Origin of the sequence: Pseudomonas sp. Root569 (assembly GCF_001427465.1) — a bacterium.
GTDB classification, from domain to species: domain Bacteria; phylum Pseudomonadota; class Gammaproteobacteria; order Pseudomonadales; family Pseudomonadaceae; genus Aquipseudomonas; species Aquipseudomonas synxantha.
Genome location: NZ_LMGQ01000001.1, coordinates 352,964 through 369,984, shown reverse-complemented (window position 1 = coordinate 369,984; position 17,021 = coordinate 352,964). Strand labels below are relative to the sequence as shown.

The 17,021-nt window shown below is 59.5% G+C and carries 22 protein-coding genes; 12 read left to right on the top strand and 10 right to left on the bottom strand.

The window, feature by feature from the left end; genetic code table 11:
* Together ASD70_RS01735 and ASD70_RS01730 are read left to right on the top strand one after the other, a co-directional pair.
* A complete protein-coding gene (locus ASD70_RS01735) occupies positions 1-612 on the top strand; it encodes a superoxide dismutase (RefSeq protein ID WP_056845507.1) in 612 nt (203 codons plus the stop codon).
* A 31-nt stretch (positions 613-643) separates the two neighbouring features.
* Positions 644-1,537 (top strand): ZIP family metal transporter, encoded by an 894-nt coding sequence (locus ASD70_RS01730; protein ID WP_056845506.1) that lies wholly within the window; start codon positions 644-646, stop codon positions 1,535-1,537.
* A 21-nt stretch (positions 1,538-1,558) separates the two neighbouring features.
* Here the strand turns inward: ASD70_RS01730 and ASD70_RS01725 are convergent, their stop codons facing one another.
* The 10 genes from ASD70_RS01725 to ASD70_RS01680 form a co-directional block, all read right to left on the bottom strand.
* Positions 1,559-1,831: an HPr family phosphocarrier protein gene (locus ASD70_RS01725; RefSeq protein ID WP_046070926.1), complete on the bottom strand. Its 273-nt coding sequence runs from the start codon at positions 1,829-1,831 to the stop codon at positions 1,559-1,561.
* A 16-nt stretch (positions 1,832-1,847) separates the two neighbouring features.
* Positions 1,848-2,705, bottom strand: a complete 858-nt coding sequence (gene rapZ / locus ASD70_RS01720) for an RNase adapter RapZ (RefSeq protein ID WP_046070927.1) — start codon at positions 2,703-2,705, stop codon at positions 1,848-1,850.
* A 2-nt stretch (positions 2,706-2,707) separates the two neighbouring features.
* On the bottom strand, positions 2,708-3,172 hold the full coding sequence (ptsN, locus tag ASD70_RS01715; RefSeq protein ID WP_046070928.1) for a PTS IIA-like nitrogen regulatory protein PtsN: 465 nt from the start codon (positions 3,170-3,172) through the stop codon (positions 2,708-2,710).
* Between the two features lie 10 nt (positions 3,173-3,182).
* The gene (gene hpf / locus ASD70_RS01710) at positions 3,183-3,488 is read right to left on the bottom strand and encodes a ribosome hibernation-promoting factor, HPF/YfiA family (protein ID WP_027604812.1); all 306 of its coding nucleotides are present in this window, start codon (positions 3,486-3,488) and stop codon (positions 3,183-3,185) included.
* Between the two features lie 74 nt (positions 3,489-3,562).
* Complete coding sequence (locus ASD70_RS01705; RefSeq protein ID WP_046070929.1) at positions 3,563-5,056, bottom strand: RNA polymerase factor sigma-54; 1,494 nt, start codon at positions 5,054-5,056, stop codon at positions 3,563-3,565.
* 184 nt (positions 5,057-5,240) lie between these two features.
* Positions 5,241-5,966, bottom strand: a complete 726-nt coding sequence (lptB, locus tag ASD70_RS01700) for an LPS export ABC transporter ATP-binding protein (RefSeq protein WP_005784841.1) — start codon at positions 5,964-5,966, stop codon at positions 5,241-5,243.
* Positions 5,966-6,499, bottom strand: coding sequence for a lipopolysaccharide transport periplasmic protein LptA (gene lptA / locus ASD70_RS01695; RefSeq protein WP_043050759.1), 534 nt, complete (start codon positions 6,497-6,499; stop codon positions 5,966-5,968). Before lptA ends, lptB begins: the two co-directional genes overlap by 1 nt.
* Positions 6,486-7,058, bottom strand: coding sequence for an LPS export ABC transporter periplasmic protein LptC (gene lptC, locus ASD70_RS01690; protein WP_046070930.1), 573 nt, complete (start codon positions 7,056-7,058; stop codon positions 6,486-6,488). The genes lptA and lptC overlap by 14 nt, the downstream gene beginning before the upstream one ends.
* A gap of 8 nt (positions 7,059-7,066) precedes the next feature.
* Positions 7,067-7,591 (bottom strand): KdsC family phosphatase, encoded by a 525-nt coding sequence (locus tag ASD70_RS01685; RefSeq protein ID WP_056845505.1) that lies wholly within the window; start codon positions 7,589-7,591, stop codon positions 7,067-7,069.
* Positions 7,592-8,566, bottom strand: a complete 975-nt coding sequence (locus ASD70_RS01680; protein ID WP_046070932.1) for a KpsF/GutQ family sugar-phosphate isomerase — start codon at positions 8,564-8,566, stop codon at positions 7,592-7,594. It abuts the gene before it with no gap.
* A gap of 309 nt (positions 8,567-8,875) precedes the next feature.
* Between ASD70_RS01680 and ASD70_RS01675 the strand changes: the two genes are divergently transcribed.
* The 10 genes from ASD70_RS01675 to hisC all read left to right on the top strand — a co-directional run bounded on the left by ASD70_RS01675 (position 8,876) and on the right by hisC (position 16,909).
* The gene (locus tag ASD70_RS01675) at positions 8,876-9,685 is read left to right on the top strand and encodes an ATP-binding cassette domain-containing protein (protein ID WP_003216128.1); all 810 of its coding nucleotides are present in this window, start codon (positions 8,876-8,878) and stop codon (positions 9,683-9,685) included.
* Positions 9,685-10,482 carry a lipid asymmetry maintenance ABC transporter permease subunit MlaE gene (mlaE, locus tag ASD70_RS01670; protein ID WP_043050763.1) on the top strand — a complete coding sequence of 266 codons (798 nt, stop codon included), beginning with the start codon at positions 9,685-9,687 and terminating at the stop codon, positions 10,480-10,482. The genes ASD70_RS01675 and mlaE overlap by 1 nt, the downstream gene beginning before the upstream one ends.
* Complete coding sequence (gene mlaD, locus ASD70_RS01665) at positions 10,482-10,949, top strand: outer membrane lipid asymmetry maintenance protein MlaD (RefSeq protein ID WP_003171814.1); 468 nt, start codon at positions 10,482-10,484, stop codon at positions 10,947-10,949. The genes mlaE and mlaD overlap by 1 nt, the downstream gene beginning before the upstream one ends.
* Positions 10,950-10,960: 11 nt before the next feature.
* Positions 10,961-11,608: an MlaC/ttg2D family ABC transporter substrate-binding protein gene (locus tag ASD70_RS01660; RefSeq protein WP_046070933.1), complete on the top strand. Its 648-nt coding sequence runs from the start codon at positions 10,961-10,963 to the stop codon at positions 11,606-11,608.
* Positions 11,605-11,910, top strand: coding sequence for an STAS domain-containing protein (locus ASD70_RS01655; RefSeq protein ID WP_056845504.1), 306 nt, complete (start codon positions 11,605-11,607; stop codon positions 11,908-11,910). The genes ASD70_RS01660 and ASD70_RS01655 overlap by 4 nt, the downstream gene beginning before the upstream one ends.
* A gap of 114 nt (positions 11,911-12,024) precedes the next feature.
* Entirely contained in the window at positions 12,025-12,264 is a 240-nt protein-coding gene (locus ASD70_RS01650) for a BolA family protein (RefSeq protein WP_003188597.1), read from the top strand.
* A gap of 23 nt (positions 12,265-12,287) precedes the next feature.
* Positions 12,288-13,553 (top strand): UDP-N-acetylglucosamine 1-carboxyvinyltransferase, encoded by a 1,266-nt coding sequence (gene murA, locus ASD70_RS01645; protein ID WP_046070935.1) that lies wholly within the window; start codon positions 12,288-12,290, stop codon positions 13,551-13,553.
* Between the two features lie 214 nt (positions 13,554-13,767).
* A complete protein-coding gene (gene hisG / locus ASD70_RS01640) occupies positions 13,768-14,403 on the top strand; it encodes an ATP phosphoribosyltransferase (RefSeq protein WP_003188599.1) in 636 nt (211 codons plus the stop codon).
* Between the two features lie 127 nt (positions 14,404-14,530).
* The gene (gene hisD / locus ASD70_RS01635) at positions 14,531-15,853 is read left to right on the top strand and encodes a histidinol dehydrogenase (protein WP_056845503.1); all 1,323 of its coding nucleotides are present in this window, start codon (positions 14,531-14,533) and stop codon (positions 15,851-15,853) included.
* Between the two features lie 3 nt (positions 15,854-15,856).
* A complete protein-coding gene (gene hisC, locus ASD70_RS01630; protein ID WP_046070936.1) occupies positions 15,857-16,909 on the top strand; it encodes a histidinol-phosphate transaminase in 1,053 nt (350 codons plus the stop codon).
* Positions 16,910-17,021 lie beyond the last annotated feature (112 nt).

Sequence of the window (17,021 nt, the reverse complement as noted above, 5' to 3'; positions counted from 1 at the left end):
ATGACCTATACCTTGCCGGCCTTGCCTTACGCCTACGACGCCCTCGAGCCGCATATTGATGCGCAAACAATGGAGATTCACTACACCAAGCACCACCAGACCTATATCAACAACCTCAACGCTGCAGTCGAGGGTACTGAGTTTGCCGGTTGGCCGGTGGAAAAGCTGGTGTCCAGCGTCCAGCAACTGCCGGAAACGCTGAGGGCCGCGGTGATCAATCAAGGTGGCGGGCATGCCAACCATTCATTGTTCTGGGCCGTCATGTCGCCCAACGGCGGCGGTAAGCCAGAAGGTGCGCTGGGTAATGCTATCGACGAACAACTGGGCGGCTATGATCGTTTCAAGGAAGCCTTCACCAAGGCAGCCTTGACCCGCTTCGGCAGCGGTTGGGCCTGGCTCAGCGTCACCCCGCAAAAAAAACTGGTGGTGGAAAGCAGCGGTAACCAGGACAGCCCACTGATGACTGGCAATACGCCGATCCTGGGCCTCGACGTGTGGGAGCATGCTTACTACCTGCTGTACCAGAACCGTCGCCCGGAATATATCAATGCCTTCTACAGTGTCATCAACTGGCCGGAAGTTGCCGCACGCTACCAGGCCGCCCTGGCCTGAAATTCCTCCATAACAAGATCTAAGGCCGACTATGGGCACTGAAACACTGGCGATCAGTAGCGTGCGAATGTTTCGTTATGCGTTTGGCTCGCTGTTGCTATTGGCTGGTACCGCGTTGCTGGTGGCCCACGGGCTGGCCTGGCTTAACCTGGAGCCCCGCATCCTGCGCGCTTTGCAGGGAGGCGCGATTTGCGCGCTCGGAACGGCGCTGGGGGCGGTGCCAGTGCTGGTGATTCGGCGCATGCCGATAGCGCTGAGCGATACCCTTTTGGGTTTCGGTGCCGGTGTGATGCTGGCGGCGACCGCTTTCTCCCTTGTGGTGCCGGGTATCGCCGCGGGTGAAAGCCTGGGGCTCTCGCCCTGGGGGGCGGGTGGGTTGATCAGCTTCGGCATTATGCTGGGGGCGTTCGGTCTGTACCTGGTCGATCGCAAGGTCTCCGGTGCCAGCCCGGAAATGCTGGTGGGCACACCGGATAAACCAGTGATCCCGCCGCGCATCTGGCTATTTGTGTTTGCCATCATCGCTCACAATATTCCAGAGGGTATGGCTGTGGGTGTCTCGGCGGGTGGTGGCATGCCGGATGCCGATAGCCTGGCCATGGGCATTGCTTTGCAGGACGTACCGGAAGGCCTGGTGATTGCGCTGGTGCTGGCTGGGGCGGGGATGTCGCGGGTCAAAGCGTTTCTGATCGGCGCGGCGTCAGGCTTGGTCGAGCCGGTATTCGCGGTACTTTGTGCCTGGTTGGTGAGCCTGGCCGAGGTGCTATTGCCCTTGGGCCTGGCGCTGGCCGCCGGTGCGATGCTGTTGGTGGTGACCCACGAAGTGATCCCCGAATCGCGGCGAAATGGTCACGAAAAGCTCGCCAGCCTCGGGCTGTGTATCGGTTTTTGCCTGATGATGGTGATGGATACGGCGTTGGGATGAGGCTCCCTGCTACTTAAAAGGTTATTCGCCTTCGTCGAAGTAGTTATTGATCAACTCAACCAATGCCGCCATCGCTTCGTCCTCTTGCTCGCCTTCGGTCTTCAGGTGAATCTTGGTGCCCTTGCCGGCCGCCAGCATCATCATCGCCATGATGCTCTTGCCATCGACCATGGATTCCGGTGTACGACCAGCGCGGATCTGACAAGGGTACTGCCCGGCCACGCCGACGAATTTGGCCGAGGCCCGGGCGTGCAGGCCCAACTTGTTGATGATTTCAATTTCCCGAGCCGGCATCGCAGTGGTGTTCCTTTCAGCTAAGGTCGCGGTGGCGGACCTGGACGTTCTTGAGGGTTTGTTGCAGCACCTGGCCCAGCCGTTCCGTCAGATAGACGGAGCGATGGTGGCCGCCAGTGCAGCCAATGGCAATGGTGACGTAGGCGCGGTTGCTCGCGGCAAAGCGCGGTAACCATTTGAGCAGGTAGCTGGAGATGTCCTGGAACATCTCTTCTACATCCGGTTGCGCGGCCAGGTAATCGACCACGGGTTGGTCCAAGCCGGATTGATCGCGCAGTTCCGGCTTCCAATAGGGGTTGGGCAGGCAGCGTACGTCGAACACCAGGTCGGCATCCACCGGCATGCCACGTTTGAAACCGAATGATTCGACCAGGAACGCAGTCCCGGGCTCTGGCTGGTTCAGCAGGCGCAGCTTGATCGCGTCGCGCAGCTGATACAGGTTCAGGTTGGTGGTGTTGATCTTAAGATCAGCCAGATCAATGATCGGCCCGAGCAGCTTGGTCTCGTCCTGGATGGCTTCGGCCAGGGAGCGGTTGGCGCTGCTGAGCGGGTGGCGACGACGGGTTTCTGAGAAGCGTTTGAGCAACGTTTCTTCGTCGGCATCCAGGTACAGCACATCGCAATGAATATGCTTGGCGCGCACTTCTTCCAGCAGTTCCGGGAACCGCGAGAGGTGGCTGGGCAGGTTGCGGGCATCGATAGACACAGCGACCAGGGGTTGCGCCAGTTCAGTATGGATCAGTGCGCGTTCCGCCAGCTCCGGCAGCAGGCCGGCGGGCAAATTGTCGATGCAATAGAAACCGTTGTCCTCAAGGACGTTGAGGGCGGTGCTTTTACCTGAGCCGGAACGGCCGCTGACGATGATCAAACGCATGATTACTGCCCGTTTTGTTCATCCAGGACGACCTGATACAGGGCCTCGTTGGTCTTGGCACTGCGCAGTTTTTCGCGTACCTCCTTGCGGTCGAGCATGCTGGCGATCTGCCGGAGCAGTTCCAGGTGCGCATCGGTGGCGGCTTGCGGGACCAGCAATACGAACAGCAGGTCGACCGGGGCGCCGTCGATGGCGTCAAAATCGATGGCAGCTTCCAAGTGCAGCAGGGCGCTCACGGGCGTATCACAGCCTTTGAGGCGGCAGTGAGGGATGGCGATGCCGTTGCCAAAACCGGTGGAACCGAGCTTTTCACGGGCAATCAACGCCTCGAAGACATCTTGCATCTCCAGACCCGGCACTTCGCGGTGGATCAGGTTGGCAATTTGTTCGAGGGCTTTTTTCTTGCTGCCGCCCGGCGCGTTCACGAGGGAACGGCCGGGGGTCAGGATGGTTTCAAGTCGGATCATGGGGGGAGAGTTAACGACCTGTGCCTTGGAGCAGGCTCAGATTCTTTTCCTTATGCTTTTTGAGTTGGCGGTCGAGCTTGTCGGTGAGCAAGTCAATCGATGCATACATGTCTTCATGCTCGGCATTGGCAACCACTTCACCACCAGGTATCTGGAGGGTCGCTTCGATCTTCTGCTGAAGCTTGTCAACCTTCATGATGACCTGCACGTTGGTGATCTTGTCGAAATGTCCTTCAAGCTTCCTCAGCTTCTGCTCGACATAGTCGCGCAGTGGAGGGGTGACTTCTACATGGTGTCCACTGATGTTGACTTGCATACAGCTTCTCCTTCGTTGCCAGTGCATAAAGCGGCAGGCAAGACGCCTGCCACTGGAACGCTATGGCCCGCCCGTCACATCAAACGCTTACGCTCGCTGGAAGGCGCGATCCCGAGGGACTCGCGGTACTTGGCGACGGTTCGACGGGCGACCTGAATGCCTTGTGCCTCCAGTAAACCAGCGATCTTGCTGTCACTCAACGGCTTTTTCTGATTTTCCGCGGCAACCAGTTTCTTGATGATCGCGCGGATCGCCGTGGACGAGCATTCACCGCCTTCGGAGGTGCTGACGTGGCTGGAAAAAAAGTATTTCAGCTCATAAATACCCCGTGGGGTATGCATGAATTTCTGCGTGGTCACCCGGGAAATCGTTGATTCATGCATGCCCACCGCTTCGGCGATATCGTGCAGTACCAAAGGCTTCATGGCTTCGTCGCCGTATTCCAGGAAGCCGCGCTGGTGCTCGACGATCTGGGTCGCCACCTTCATCAGGGTCTCGTTGCGGCTTTGCAGGCTCTTGATGAACCAGCGGGCTTCCTGCAACTGGTTGCGCATGAAGGTGTTGTCGGCGCTGGTATCGGCGCGGCGCACAAAACCGGCATATTGCGGGTTGACCCGCAGGCGGGGCACCGACTCCTGGTTCAGCTCCACCAGCCAACGCTCGTTGTCCTTGCGCACAATCACGTCGGGGACGACGTATTCGGCTTCGCTGGACTCGATTTGCGAGCCCGGGCGCGGGTTGAGGCTCTGCACCAGCTCGATGACCTGGCGCAATTCATCTTCCTTGAGCTTCATGCGGCGCATCAGCTGGCTGTAGTCGCGGCTGCCCAGCAGGTCGATGTAGTCCGCCACCAGGCGCTTGGCTTCGGCCAGCCAAGGCGTCTTGGCCGGCAACTGACGCAATTGCAGCAGCAGGCACTCGCTGAGGGTGCGGGCGCCAATGCCGGCGGGCTCGAATTGCTGGATGCGATGCAGGACGGCTTCGATTTCGTCCAGTTCTATGTCCAGCTCCGGGTCAAAGGCTTCAAGAATCTCGTCGAGGGTCTCGTCCAGGTAGCCCTGGTTATTGATGCAGTCGATCAGGGTGACCGCGATCAGGCGATCAGTGTCGGACATCGGTGCCAGGTTCAGTTGCCACAACAAATGGCTCTGCAGGCTCTCGCCGACAGATGTACGGGTGGTGAAGTCCCACTCGTCATCGTCGTTGCTCGGCAGGCTGCTGGCGCTGGTCTGGTACACGTCTTCCCACGCGGTATCCACGGGAAGCTCGTTGGGAATGCGTTCGTTCCATTCGCCGTCCTCGAGGTTATCCACCGTCGGGGCGGTTTCCTGGTAGGAGGGTTCCTGCACGTCGGGATTGGGTTTTTGCTCGATGTTATCGGCCAGAGGGTCGGCATTGTCGAAGTCGTCGCCTTCTTCCTGGCGTTCGAGCATCGGATTGGACTCCAGGGCCTCCTGGATTTCCTGTTGCAGGTCCAGGGTCGACAATTGGAGCAGGCGGATGGCCTGTTGCAGCTGCGGTGTCATCGTCAGCTGCTGGCCCATTCTCAGGACTAGCGATGGTTTCATGGCAGGGGCTTAACACCTTATTCGCCGGCGCAATGCGCCATCCACGACAGGGCGCGTGAGCGCCAAACATAAGCAAATTATATGCCTGATCTCGGGGGCTTTGCCTAGAGCGCGGTAACAATAAAAAAGCTAAGGTTTCTATTGACTCCTGCGCGCTCCAGGTAAAGCCGCGATACCACCGTGCCTACAGGCGGAACTCGTGACCCAGGTACACTTCCTTGACCAGCTCGTTGGCCAGGATAGTCTCGGCATCGCCTTCGGCAATCAGTTGGCCGTCGTTGACGATATAAGCCGTTTCGCAGATATCGAGTGTCTCGCGCACGTTATGGTCGGTGATCAGCACGCCAATGCCCTTGGCCTTGAGGTGGTGGATGATCTGCTTGATATCGCCCACCGAGATCGGGTCGACACCGGCAAACGGTTCATCCAGCAGGATGAACTTGGGCGCGGTCGCCAGGGCGCGGGCGATTTCCACACGACGACGCTCGCCACCGGACAGGCTCATGCCGAGGTTGTCGCGAATGTGGTTGATGTGGAATTCCTGCAGCAGGCTTTCCAGCTCTTTGCGGCGGCCATCGCGGTCGAGCTCCTTGCGGGTCTCCAGGATCGCCATGATGTTGTCGGCCACCGACAGTTTGCGGAAGATCGACGCTTCCTGGGGAAGATAGCCGATACCTGCCCGCGCACGACCATGCATCGGCTGGTGGCTGACATCCAGGTCGTCGATCAGCACACGACCCTGGTCCGCCTGGACCAGGCCGACGATCATATAGAAGCAGGTGGTCTTGCCGGCGCCGTTGGGGCCGAGCAGGCCGACGATCTGGCCGCTGTCGATCGACAGGCTGACGTCGCGTACCACCTGGCGGCTTTTATAGGCCTTGGCCAGGTGCTGGGCTTTCAGGGTCGCCATTACTCGGCCTTCTTCTTCGGCTGGATAACCATGTCGATACGCGGACGAGGTGCGGTGACCTTGTTGCCATTGGCGCGACCGGCCTGGGCGACCTGGGTCTGGGTGTTGTAGACGATTTTCTCGCCTTCGGTCGAGTTACCGTCGGCGCTCAGCACCTTGGCCTGGTCGATCAGTACAATGCGATTTTGCTGGGCATGGTATTGAATGGTCTTGCCGTAGCCCTTCATCGGGCCTGGATCTTCTGCCTTCTGCTTCTGTTCGAAGTAAGCGAGGTTGCCCACTGAGGTCACGACATCGATATCGCCGGCCTGGGTACGCGTCAGTGTCACCGTATTACCGGTGATCTTCATCGAGCCCTGGGTGATGATCACGCCGCCGGTGTAGGTGGCGACACCTTGCTTGTCATCCAGCTGCGCATCGTCAGCCGAGATATGGATCGGTTGCTGGCTATCGTTCGGCAGAGCCCAGGCGCTCACGCTTCCCAGTGCTGCGCCCAGACCGAGCAAAATAGGGAGGGTTTTAACGAGCCTCATACTGTCCTCTTACGTTCGATAGCAGGTGTATCCTGCTTTCTTTCAAATACGCTTTCATTCCCTTGCCAGTCGATACACCGCCAGCGCCGTCGATTCTAACGTCTTGCTCGGTCTGCGCATATTGCTTCTGTGGGAATACCGTCATGCGACTGCTGGTAATGATGGTGTCGCGGTTCTGTGCGTCTGTACGTGCGACGCGCACCGAGTCGATCAGTTCAACTTCGGTGCCGTCCGGGTTGACCTCGCCACGCTTGCTGGTGACGTGCCACGGAAATTCGGTGCCGCGATACAGGTTCAGGTCCGGATTGGTCAGCAGGCTGACTTCGGAGGCCTTCAAGTGCTCGACCTTGTCCGACGTCATTTCATACTGCACCTTCCCGTCGGGCAGGTACTGGATGCTGTAGGCATTGGTGGCGTAATAGTCGATAAGACCTTCGTCAACCTGCGCAACCGGCTGGTCGAGAAAGCGCCCCGGGCTGATATTCCAGTAGCCCACCGCCAAGAGCAGCGCGGCGATGACCCCGAATAACAGGAAGTTGCGGATCTTTTTACTCAGCATATAACGCTCTATAGGTAGGCGGCGTGGGCCGCTTCAAGACTGCCCTGGGCACGCAGGATCAACTCGCAGAACTCCCGGGCAGCACCTTCGCCGCCACGGGCGGTGGTGATGCCGTGGGCGTGTTCGCGCACAAACGCCGCGGCATTCGCGACGGCCATGCCCAGGCCCACCCGGCGAATCACCGGCAGGTCAGGCAAGTCGTCACCCAAATAGGCGACCTGTTCATAGCTTAGGTTGAGTTGGCCAAGAAGCTCGTCCAGCACTACCAGTTTATCCTCACGGCCCTGATACAGGTGAGCAATCCCCAGGTTTTGTGCGCGGCGTTCCACAACCGGTGTCTTTCGACCGCTGATAATCGCCGTTTGCACACCGGCCGCCATCAGCATCTTGATGCCCTGGCCATCGAGGGTGTTGAACGTCTTGAATTCGCTGCCATCTTCGAGGAAGTACAGGCGGCCATCGGTCAGCACGCCGTCAACGTCGAAAATCGCCAGCTTGATGTTTTTACCGCGTTGCAACAGGTCGCCGTTCATCTACATCACTCCTGCGCGCAGCAAGTCGCCAAGGTTAAGGGCCCCGATAGGGCGATCATCATTGTCGACGACGATGAGCGCGCCGATCCGGTGGTCTTCCATGATTTTCAGCGCCTCAGCCGCGAGCATTTCAGCGCGGGCGGTCTTGCCGTGAGGCGTCATTACCGCATCGATGGTCGCGGTGTGGATATCAATGGTGCGGTCCAGGGTACGACGCAGGTCGCCGTCGGTGAATACCCCGGCCAGGCGACCATCGGGTTCGACGATCGCCGTCATGCCCAAGCCTTTGCGGGTCATTTCCATCAGCGCATCCCTGAGCAGGGTGCCGCGTGGGACGCTTGGCAGTTCGGCGCCGGAATGCATGACATTTTCCACTTTAAGCAACAGGCGACGGCCGAGCGCGCCGCCTGGGTGGGAAAATGCGAAGTCTTCGGCGGTAAAACCGCGGGCCTCCAGGAGCGCCACGGCCAATGCATCGCCCATGACCAGCGCAGCAGTGGTGGAGGAGGTGGGCGCCAGGTTCAGCGGGCAGGCCTCGTGGGTCACGTGCACGTTCAGGTTGACATCGGCAGCCTTGGCCAGCGTCGATTCCGGGTTGCCGGTGAGGCTGATCATCTGGATGCCCAGGCGCTTGATCAGGGGCAACAGGGTCACGATTTCGTTGGTGGTGCCGGAATTGGACAGCGCCAGGATCACGTCATCCTTGGTGATCATGCCCATATCGCCGTGGCTGGCCTCGGCCGGGTGCACGAAAAACGCGGTGGTCCCGGTACTCGCCAGCGTCGCGGCGATTTTGTTGCCAATGTGACCGGACTTGCCCATGCCGACCACGACAACGCGGCCCTTGCTGGTCAGGATCAGCTCGCAGGCGCGCACGAAATCCGCGTCGATATGGGCCAGCAAGCCCTCTACGGCTTCAAGCTCGAGGCGGATGGTGCGTTGTGCGGATTGGATAAGCTCGTTGGATTGGCTCATGTCTGAATCGTATAGCCTGACGAAAAGTCGGCGATTATAGCCGTAATGATCAATACGCTCACGTAAGTTCGTCAGGGTTTGTGCGCGAGGTACATGAAAATCACCGTCCTTAACATAGCAGGCAACGTTTTTCCCCTGTCTCAAATCTGAACGAGCGCTGTTCCGGCCTTGGGGGCTCTGCACCAGCAGTGATATAGTTCGCCGCCAGTTCGGTCCACCCAACCCATGTGCCTAACTATTGCGCATCCTTTGCAAACCAAAGTCGCACACATGGTGTCTGAGTGAAAGGCTGCATCCCAAGGAGATTAGATGAGTGCCGATAACGCCTACGCGGTCGAGCTGAAGGGTCTTTCCTTCAAGCGCGGGACGCGCAGCATCTTCAATAACGTCGATATTCGCATTCCTCGCGGCAAGGTCACGGGCATCATGGGGCCTTCCGGTTGCGGCAAGACCACCCTGTTGCGCCTGATGGGCATGCAATTGCGGCCTAGTGCGGGCGAAGTGTGGGTCAACGGTCAGAATCTGCCGACCCTGTCGCGCAGCGATCTGTTCGATGCTCGCAAGCATATGGGCGTGCTGTTCCAGAGCGGCGCGCTGTTCACCGACCTCGATGTTTTCGAAAACGTAGCCTTCCCGCTGCGGGTGCACACCCAGCTGTCCGATGAAATGATTCGTGACATCGTGTTGCTGAAACTGCAGGCCGTGGGCCTTCGCGGTGCCATCGACCTGATGCCGGACGAATTGTCCGGCGGCATGAAGCGCCGTGTCGCGCTGGCGCGAGCCATCGCTCTCGACCCGCAGATCCTCATGTACGACGAGCCGTTCGTTGGCCAGGACCCGATCGCCATGGGCGTGCTGGTGCGCCTGATCCGTCTGCTCAACGACGCACTGGGGATCACCAGTATCGTGGTGTCCCACGATTTGGCCGAAACCGCGAGCATCGCCGACTACCTGTATGTAGTGGGCGATGGCCAGGTGCTGGGGCAGGGTACGCCTGAAGAGTTGATGAACGCCGATAACCCGCGCATTCGCCAATTCATGACCGGCGATCCCGATGGCCCGGTGCCTTTTCACTTTCCGGCAGCGGACTACCGCTCAGATCTTCTGGGGAAGCGCTGATGCGCAAGACATCTCTTATCGAGAAGGTTCGCCTTTTCGGTCGCTCGGGCATCGACATCGTCGAAGTCCTGGGGCGTTCGACCATTTTCCTGTTCCACGCCCTGCTGGGCCGCGGTGGCATCGGCGGCGGCTTTGGCCTGCTGCTCAAGCAGTTGCATGCAGTCGGCGTGATGTCCCTGGTGATCATCGTGGTCTCCGGGGTGTTCATCGGCATGGTGCTGGCGCTGCAAGGCTTCAATATCCTGTCCAGCTACGGTTCGGAGCAGGCGGTAGGCCAGATGGTGGCCCTGACCCTGCTGCGTGAGCTTGGTCCGGTGGTGACCGCCTTGTTGTTCGCGGGGCGTGCAGGTTCGGCGTTGACTGCCGAAATCGGCAATATGAAGTCCACCGAGCAGCTGTCCAGCCTGGAAATGATTGGCGTGGACCCGCTCAAGTACATTGTTGCCCCGCGCCTGTGGGCCGGTTTCATTTCCCTGCCATTGCTGGCGATGATTTTCAGCGTGGTGGGTATCTGGGGCGGTTCGTGGGTGGCGGTTGACTGGTTGGGCGTCTATGACGGTTCCTACTGGGCCAACATGCAAAACAGCGTCACCTTCACCGGTGACGTGCTCAACGGCATCATAAAGAGCATTGTCTTTGCCTTTGTGGTGACCTGGATTGCCGTATTCCAAGGCTATGACTGCGAGCCCACCTCAGAAGGGATCAGTCGCGCCACCACCAAGACCGTTGTGTACGCCTCGCTGGCGGTACTGGGCCTTGACTTCATTTTGACCGCCTTGATGTTTGGAGATTTCTGATGCAAAACCGCACTGTGGAAATCGGTGTCGGCCTTTTCTTGCTGGCTGGCATCCTGGCTTTACTGTTGTTGGCCCTGCGAGTCAGCGGCCTTTCGGCCAGCCCCACCGCCGATACTTATAAACTTTACGCGTACTTCGACAATATCGCCGGTTTGACGGTCAGAGCTAAAGTGACCATGGCCGGCGTTACCATCGGCAAGGTCACGGCAATCGATCTGGACCGCGACAGCTTCACCGGGCGAGTGACCATGCAGTTGGACAAGAAGGTAGATAACCTGCCGACTGACTCCACGGCATCTATCCTCACTGCGGGTCTGCTGGGCGAGAAGTACATCGGCGTCAGCGTGGGCGGGGAAACAGCCCTGCTCAAGGATGGTTCGACCATCCACGACACGCAGTCGTCGCTGGTGCTTGAAGACCTGATCGGTAAATTCCTGCTCAATACGGTCAATAAAGACGCCAAATGAGGAATCTGTTCATGATCTCTACCTTGCGACGTGGCCTGCTGGTACTGCTTGCAGCGTTGCCGCTGATGGCCAACGCGGCAGGTTCTGCGCACGATTTGGTGCAGGACACGACCAACCGGATGCTGGCCGACCTGAAGGCCAACAAAGAGCAATACAAACAAGACCCTTCCCGATTCTACGAAGCACTCAACACGATTGTTGGCCCGGTGGTCGATGCCGAAGGCATTTCCAAAAGCATCATGACGGTCAAGTATTCGCGCAAGGCAACCCCGGCGCAGATGCAGACGTTCCAGGAAAATTTCAAGCGTGGCCTGTTCCAGTTCTACGGCAACGCTCTGCTGGAATACAACAACCAGGGTATCGTCGTTGACCCTGCCAAGGAGGAGTCGGGCGACCGTGCCGAGGTCGGCATGAAAGTCTCGGGCAGCAATGGCGCGATCTATCCGGTGTCCTACACCCTGACGAAAATCAACGGTGAGTGGAAGCTGCGCAACGTAGTCATCAACGGCATCAACATCGGCAAGCTGTTCCGCGACCAGTTCGCCGATGCGATGCAGCGCAATGGCAATGACCTGGACAAGACCATCAACGGTTGGGCCGGTGAAGTGGCCAAGGCCAAGGAAGAAACCGACAAAGCTGCCGGGAAGCCTGCACAATGACCGAGTCGGCTGTTCGTATCGGCGACGCCGGCGAGCTGTTCCTCAGCGGCGTGCTGGATTACCGTACCGGGCCTGACCTGCGCAAGCAGGGCCAGGCGCTGATCAAGGCCAGCAAGGCGCCCGAAGTGGTACTCGATTGCTCGGCGGTGACCAAATCCAGCAGTGTCGGCCTGTCGTTGTTGCTGTGCTTCATGCGCGATGCCGAGGCGGCCAAAAAACCGATCAGCATCCGTGCATTGCCCGAAGACATGCGTGAGATTGCCCAGGTTTCTGGTCTGACCGAGCTGCTGGCGCATCCTTAAGACACACTTTCAGGAAAGCCCCCCGTCAGAGTCCTGCTATGCGGGGTTCGCAGGCGCGGGGCTTTTTTGTATGATGTGCGACCCGTGCGCACTGGGCGCCGATAGAGGTTGAGCATGCAGGCCCTAGAAGTTAAGAGCTTCCTTGAAGGAAAGCTGCCGGAAACGACTGTTGAAGTTGAAGGCGAAGGCTGCAATTTCCAGCTGAATGTGATTAGCGATGAACTGGCGGCGTTAAGCCCGGTCAAGCGTCAACAGCAGATCTATGCCCATTTGAACCCGTGGATCACCGATGGCAGCATCCACGCGGTCACTATGAAATTTTTCAGCCGCGCGGCCTGGGCCGAGCGCACCTGAGCCCCCAAGGCGTCGAGATTCTTATGGATAAATTGATTATTACCGGCGGTGCCCGCCTCGATGGCGAGATCCGCATTTCCGGTGCGAAAAACTCCGCCTTGCCGATCCTGGCAGCAACCCTGCTGTGCGATGGCCCGGTGACGGTGGCCAACCTGCCGCACCTGCACGACATCACCACCATGATCGAGCTGTTCGGGCGCATGGGCATTGAGCCTGTGATCGACGAGAAACTGTCAGTCGAAATCGACCCGCGAACCATCAAGACCCTGATCGCTCCGTACGAACTGGTGAAAACCATGCGTGCGTCGATCCTGGTACTCGGCCCGATGGTTGCCCGTTTCGGTGAAGCCGAAGTGGCCCTGCCTGGCGGCTGTGCCATTGGTTCGCGTCCGGTCGACCTGCACATCCGTGGCCTGGAAGCCATGGGCGCGATCATCGACGTCGAAGGTGGCTACATCAAGGCCAAGGCGCCGGAAGGTGGCCTGCGTGGTGCGAACTTCTTCTTTGATACCGTCAGCGTAACCGGTACCGAGAACATCATGATGGCCGCTGCCCTGGCCAAAGGCCGCAGCGTGCTGCAAAACGCCGCACGTGAGCCGGAAGTGGTCGACCTGGCCAACTTCCTCAACGCCATGGGTGCGAAAGTTTCCGGTGCTGGCACCGACACCATCACCATTGATGGTGTAGAGCGTCTGCACACTGCCACCTACAAGGTCATGCCGGACCGTATCGAGACCGGCACCTACCTGGTCGCCGCTGCGGTGACCGGTGGTCGTGTAAAGGTCAAGGATACCGATCCGACCATCCTTGAAGCCGTCCTGGAAAAACTCAAGGAAGCCGGCGCAGAAATCACCACCGGTGAAGACTGGATCGAGCTGAACATGCACGGCAAGCGGCCAAAGGCTGTCAACGTGCGCACCGCTCCATACCCGGCCTTCCCGACCGACATGCAGGCGCAGTTCATCTCCCTGAACGCAATTGCCGAAGGCACTGGTGCTGTGATCGAGACCATCTTCGAAAACCGCTTCATGCATGTGTATGAACTGCACCGCATGGGCGCCAAGATCCAGGTCGAAGGCAATACCGCCATCGTCACCGGCATCGACAAGCTCAAGGGCGCGCCAGTGATGGCGACCGACCTGCGTGCCTCGGCCAGCCTGGTGATCTCGGCACTGTGCGCCGAAGGCGACACCCTGATCGACCGCATCTACCACATAGACCGTGGCTACGAGTGCATCGAGGAAAAACTGCAGATGCTCGGCGCAAAAATCCGCCGCGTACCGGGCTAACCCCCGCTGCACTGTAGGAGCGAGCTTGCTCGCGAAAAACTCATGTACACCGCGTTGACTCTGAGTAAACGCGTTATCGTTGACGTTCTTCGCGAGCAAGCTCGCTCCTACACACACACTGGTTTGTTTCAAATCGAGGCTGTCATGGCCTCGATCTGTGTCCGGCGCCATTTGCGACCGGGCCGCAATAGCCTGATAAAGGACTGACGTTCCCATGTTGACCATCGCACTGTCCAAGGGCCGCATCCTTGACGACACGTTGCCGCTTCTGGCTGAAGCGGGCATCGTGCCGACCGAGAATCCGGACAAGAGCCGCAAGCTGATCATCCCCACGACCCAGGACGATGTGCGCCTGCTGATCGTGCGGGCTACCGACGTGCCGACCTACGTTGAACATGGTGCCGCCGACCTGGGTGTGGCCGGTAAGGACGTACTGATGGAATACGGCGGCCAGGGCCTCTACGAGCCATTGGACCTGCGTATCGCCCTGTGCAAGCTGATGACCGCCGGCCGTGTCGGCGATGTCGAGCCCAAGGGCCGCCTGCGAGTGGCAACCAAGTTCGTCAACGTCGCCAAGCGCTACTACGCCGAACAAGGCCGCCAGGTCGATATCATCAAGCTCTACGGCTCGATGGAGCTGGCACCGCTGATCGGCCTGGCCGACAAGATCATCGACGTGGTCGACACCGGCAACACCCTGCGCGCCAACGGTTTGGAACCGCAGGATTTCATTGCCGACATCAGCTCCCGCCTGATCGTCAACAAAGCGTCGATGAAGATGCAACACGCCCGTATCCAGGCGTTGATCGACACCCTGCGCAAGGCAGTGGAGTCTCGACACCGCGGTTGACTCACCTGCGTAGCCCAAAGGCTGCGCCCGTCTATCCGCCTCATAGCCAGAATTCTCAGGTGCCCAAGCGGAGCGAACGGTAGTTTAGGGCGCCTGAGTTTTTTGCCAATCCTATGAGGCCCTCGCTATGACCACGTCCACTGCAATTGCCCGACTCAACGCTGCCGACCCGGATTTCGCCCATCATCTGGATCATCTGCTGAGCTGGGAAAGCGTGTCCGACGATTCGGTCAACCAGCGGGTGCTCGACATTATCAAGGCCGTGCGCGAGCGCGGTGACGCGGCGCTGGTGGACTTCACCCGTCAGTTCGACGGCCTGGACGTCAAATCCATGGCTGACCTGATCCTACCCCGCGAACGCCTGGAGCTGGCGCTGACACGCATCACCATCGCGCAGCGCGAAGCCTTGGAAGTGGCAGCGACTCGGGTACGCAGCTACCACGAAAAACAGAAGCAGGACTCCTGGAGCTACACCGAAGCCGATGGCACCGTGCTAGGCCAGAAGGTCACGCCGCTGGACCGGGCTGGCCTGTATGTACCGGGTGGCAAGGCTTCTTATCCGTCGTCGGTGCTGATGAATGCGATCCCGGCCAAAGTGGCGGGCGTGACCGAAGTGGTCATGGTGGTGCCGACTCCGCGTGGTGAAATCAACGAGTTGGTACTGGCTGCCGCCTGCATCGCAGGCGTCGACCGTGTATTCACCATCGGTGGCGCCCAAGCCGTGGCGGCACTGGCCTATGGCACCGAAAGCGTGCCTAAGGTCGACAAGGTGGTCGGCCCCGGCAATATCTATGTCGCCACCGCCAAGCGCCATGTGTTTGGCCAGGTCGGTATCGACATGATCGCCGGCCCCTCGGAAATCCTCGTGGTGTGTGATGGCCAGACCGACCCGGACTGGATCGCCATGGACCTGTTCTCCCAGGCCGAGCACGACGAAGACGCCCAGGCGATCCTGGTCAGCCCCGACGCCGAGTTCCTCGACAAGGTTGCCGCCAGCATTGATAAGCTGCTGCCGACCATGGAGCGTGCCGAGATCATCGAGAAGTCGATCAATGGCCGCGGTGCGCTGATCCTGGTGCGTGACATGGAGCAGGCTATCGAGGTGGCCAACCGCATCGCGCCGGAGCACCTTGAGCTTTCCGTAGCGGACCCACAGGCTTGGTTGCCGTCGATCCGTCACGCCGGGGCGATCTTCATGGGGCGCCACACCAGCGAAGCCCTGGGCGACTACTGTGCCGGGCCGAACCACGTGCTGCCGACCTCGGGCACCGCGCGCTTCTCGTCGCCACTGGGGGTGTATGACTTCCAGAAACGCTCGTCGATCATCTTCTGCTCACCCCAAGGCGCTTCCGAACTGGGCAAGACCGCCTCGGTGCTGGCCCGCGGTGAATCCTTGAGTGCCCACGCACGCAGCGCTGAATATCGCATCCTTGACGAGAAGGTGAACTGAGACATGAGCAAATTCTGGAGCCCTTTCGTCAAGGACCTCGTGCCTTACGTACCCGGTGAGCAACCGAAGCTGACCAAACTGGTCAAGCTCAACACCAACGAAAACCCATACGGGCCATCGCCCAAGGCGCTGGCGGCGATGCAGGCCGAGTTGAACGACAACCTGCGTCTATACCCGGACCCCAACAGCGACCTGCTCAAACAAGCCGTGGCCAGGTATTACGGAATCGACGCCAGCAAGGTGTTCCTCGGCAACGGTTCCGATGAAGTCCTGGCGCACATCTTCCATGGTCTGTTCCAGCACGATCTGCCGCTGCTGTTCCCGGATATCAGCTACAGCTTCTACCCGGTGTACTGCGGCTTGTACGGCATCAAGTTCAACGCCGTGCCGTTGGATGAGCAGTTCCAGATCCGCGTGGCGGACTACGCGAGGCCCAACGGCGGGATCATCATCCCCAACCCGAACGCGCCGACCGGCTGCGTACTGGCGCTGGATGCGGTGGAGCAGCTCCTCAAGGCCAGCCCGGACTCGGTCGTCGTGGTCGATGAAGCCTATATCGACTTCGGCGGCGAGACCGCCATCAGCCTGGTAGACCGTTACCCGAACGTGCTGGTGACGCAGACCCTGTCCAAATCGCGCTCACTGGCCGGTTTACGTGTGGGCCTGGCCGTGGGCCACCCAGACCTGATCGAGGCGCTGGAGCGGGTCAAGAACAGCTTTAACTCCTACCCGTTGGATCGCTTGGCGATTGTCGGAGCGGCGGCGGCGTTCGATGACCGTGAGTATTTCGCGAAGACCTGCCAGTTGGTGATCGACAGTCGCGAGAAGCTCGTTGCGCAGTTGCAGGCTAAAGGCTTTGAAGTGTTGCCATCAGCGGCCAACTTCATCTTCGCTCGCCACCCGCAACACGACGCGGCCGGCCTGGCGGCCAAGTTGCGTGAGCAGGGGGTTATCGTGCGGCACTTCAAGCAGGAGCGGATTGCCCAGTTCCTGCGGATCAGTATCGGTACGCCTGAGCAGAACCAGGCGCTGATTGATGGGCTCGGCGAGCTCTAAGTCACGCAGAAACCAAATGTGGGAGGGGGCTTGCTCCCGATAGCGGAGTGTCAGTCAACAGTTGTATTGACTGAGACACTGCCATCGGGAGCAAGCCCCCTCCCACATTGGT